The 1101-nt window shown below is 34.4% G+C and carries 2 protein-coding genes and 1 pseudogene; 2 read left to right on the forward strand and 1 reads right to left on the reverse strand.

The window, feature by feature from the left end:
• Positions 1–334: pseudogene (locus tag ACYVRH_RS13100) on the reverse strand (hypothetical protein); the annotation flags it as partial.
• A gap of 102 nt (positions 335–436) precedes the next feature.
• Here ACYVRH_RS13100 and ACYVRH_RS13105 point away from each other — a divergent pair.
• Together ACYVRH_RS13105 and ACYVRH_RS13110 are read left to right on the forward strand one after the other, a co-directional pair.
• Positions 437–553 carry a 4Fe-4S binding protein gene (locus ACYVRH_RS13105; RefSeq protein ID WP_461257342.1) on the forward strand — a complete coding sequence of 39 codons (117 nt, stop codon included), beginning with the start codon at positions 437–439 and terminating at the stop codon, positions 551–553.
• A gap of 9 nt (positions 554–562) precedes the next feature.
• On the forward strand, positions 563–1036 hold the full coding sequence (locus ACYVRH_RS13110; RefSeq protein WP_461257341.1) for a hypothetical protein: 474 nt from the start codon (positions 563–565) through the stop codon (positions 1034–1036).
• Positions 1037–1101 lie beyond the last annotated feature (65 nt).

Here is a 1101-nt window from a genome sequence, read left to right on the forward strand (position 1 = left end):
CTATAAAGCTAGTGAACATAATATTTTCTATTGACTCTCTGTAAAGAAAGTATATTATGCAAAAATATGCAAAAGATATTATAAAAACGGCTATACGCAGCAATCCTAAATTTTTAATCCTGGGTTTCTCAGGCTTTTTGTAAGGCAACAAATCAAGTATCATTGCCGTCCAGCAGGCATAACCGCACCAACCCCTTCCAAAAATAATTGGGCCGCCAATTTTTGCGACTAGATAATGTATTGCCGCCGCTTCAAATACGCCTATGAATACATAGTAGAAGAACCCTTCGATTTGCATATTTTCATGTTTAATTAAGCCCAGAAAAACAAGCATATATAGCCCAACACAAAATTGAATAAATATCCTTGCATTTTTATACCGTGCTATTACTAACGCAATGCCTAAAGATACAAAAAATCCAATATATGTAAAAAGATATGCCCAATGAATGTTGATATGTTAAATAATAATTTCAGCCGTGAAAATGGGACTGAATGTATTCAGTGCATGAAGTGTGCAATGGAATGTCCACAAAAAGCAATATCCTGGTAGGAGGAAGTTATGAAAAAGATATGTGTTATTCTAATATTTATGGCAATATCTGTAACTGTATATGGTCAGACTGTATTATTACGCCCCAATGCTTCAATCGGTTATTTTTCATCCAGTGACATGAAAGGTTTATCTTATGATTATGGAATGAAAATACTGCTTTTTGCAAATGAATTTCAACGATATGGCGTAAAAATTGACCATTTGAATTTTACCGGTGACAATGCCTTGTCATATTTAGGCACAGGGTTATTTATTGAACAGATTTTGTTTAAATACTTTAATATGGGCATAGGAACAGTTGGATATATAAATTTACAACAGGGCGGGGACAATCCATTTGGGATTTATACGCATTTAGGCTTTGAGTACTCATTTGGAAAGTATTTCAACATTCTGGCTGCATATCAAAGTGAATTTATTTTTAGGAAACATTTTACAATGAATAATGCATTTACACTAGGCTTAGGTTTTAAAATTTAGAAAATATTTGTACGCCCCCACTTCGCATAACAGGACTGTATGCGCTTCGCCGCTTTCGGCGGCTC

The sequence above is a fragment of the Treponema sp. R80B11-R83G3 genome (assembly GCF_054786115.1).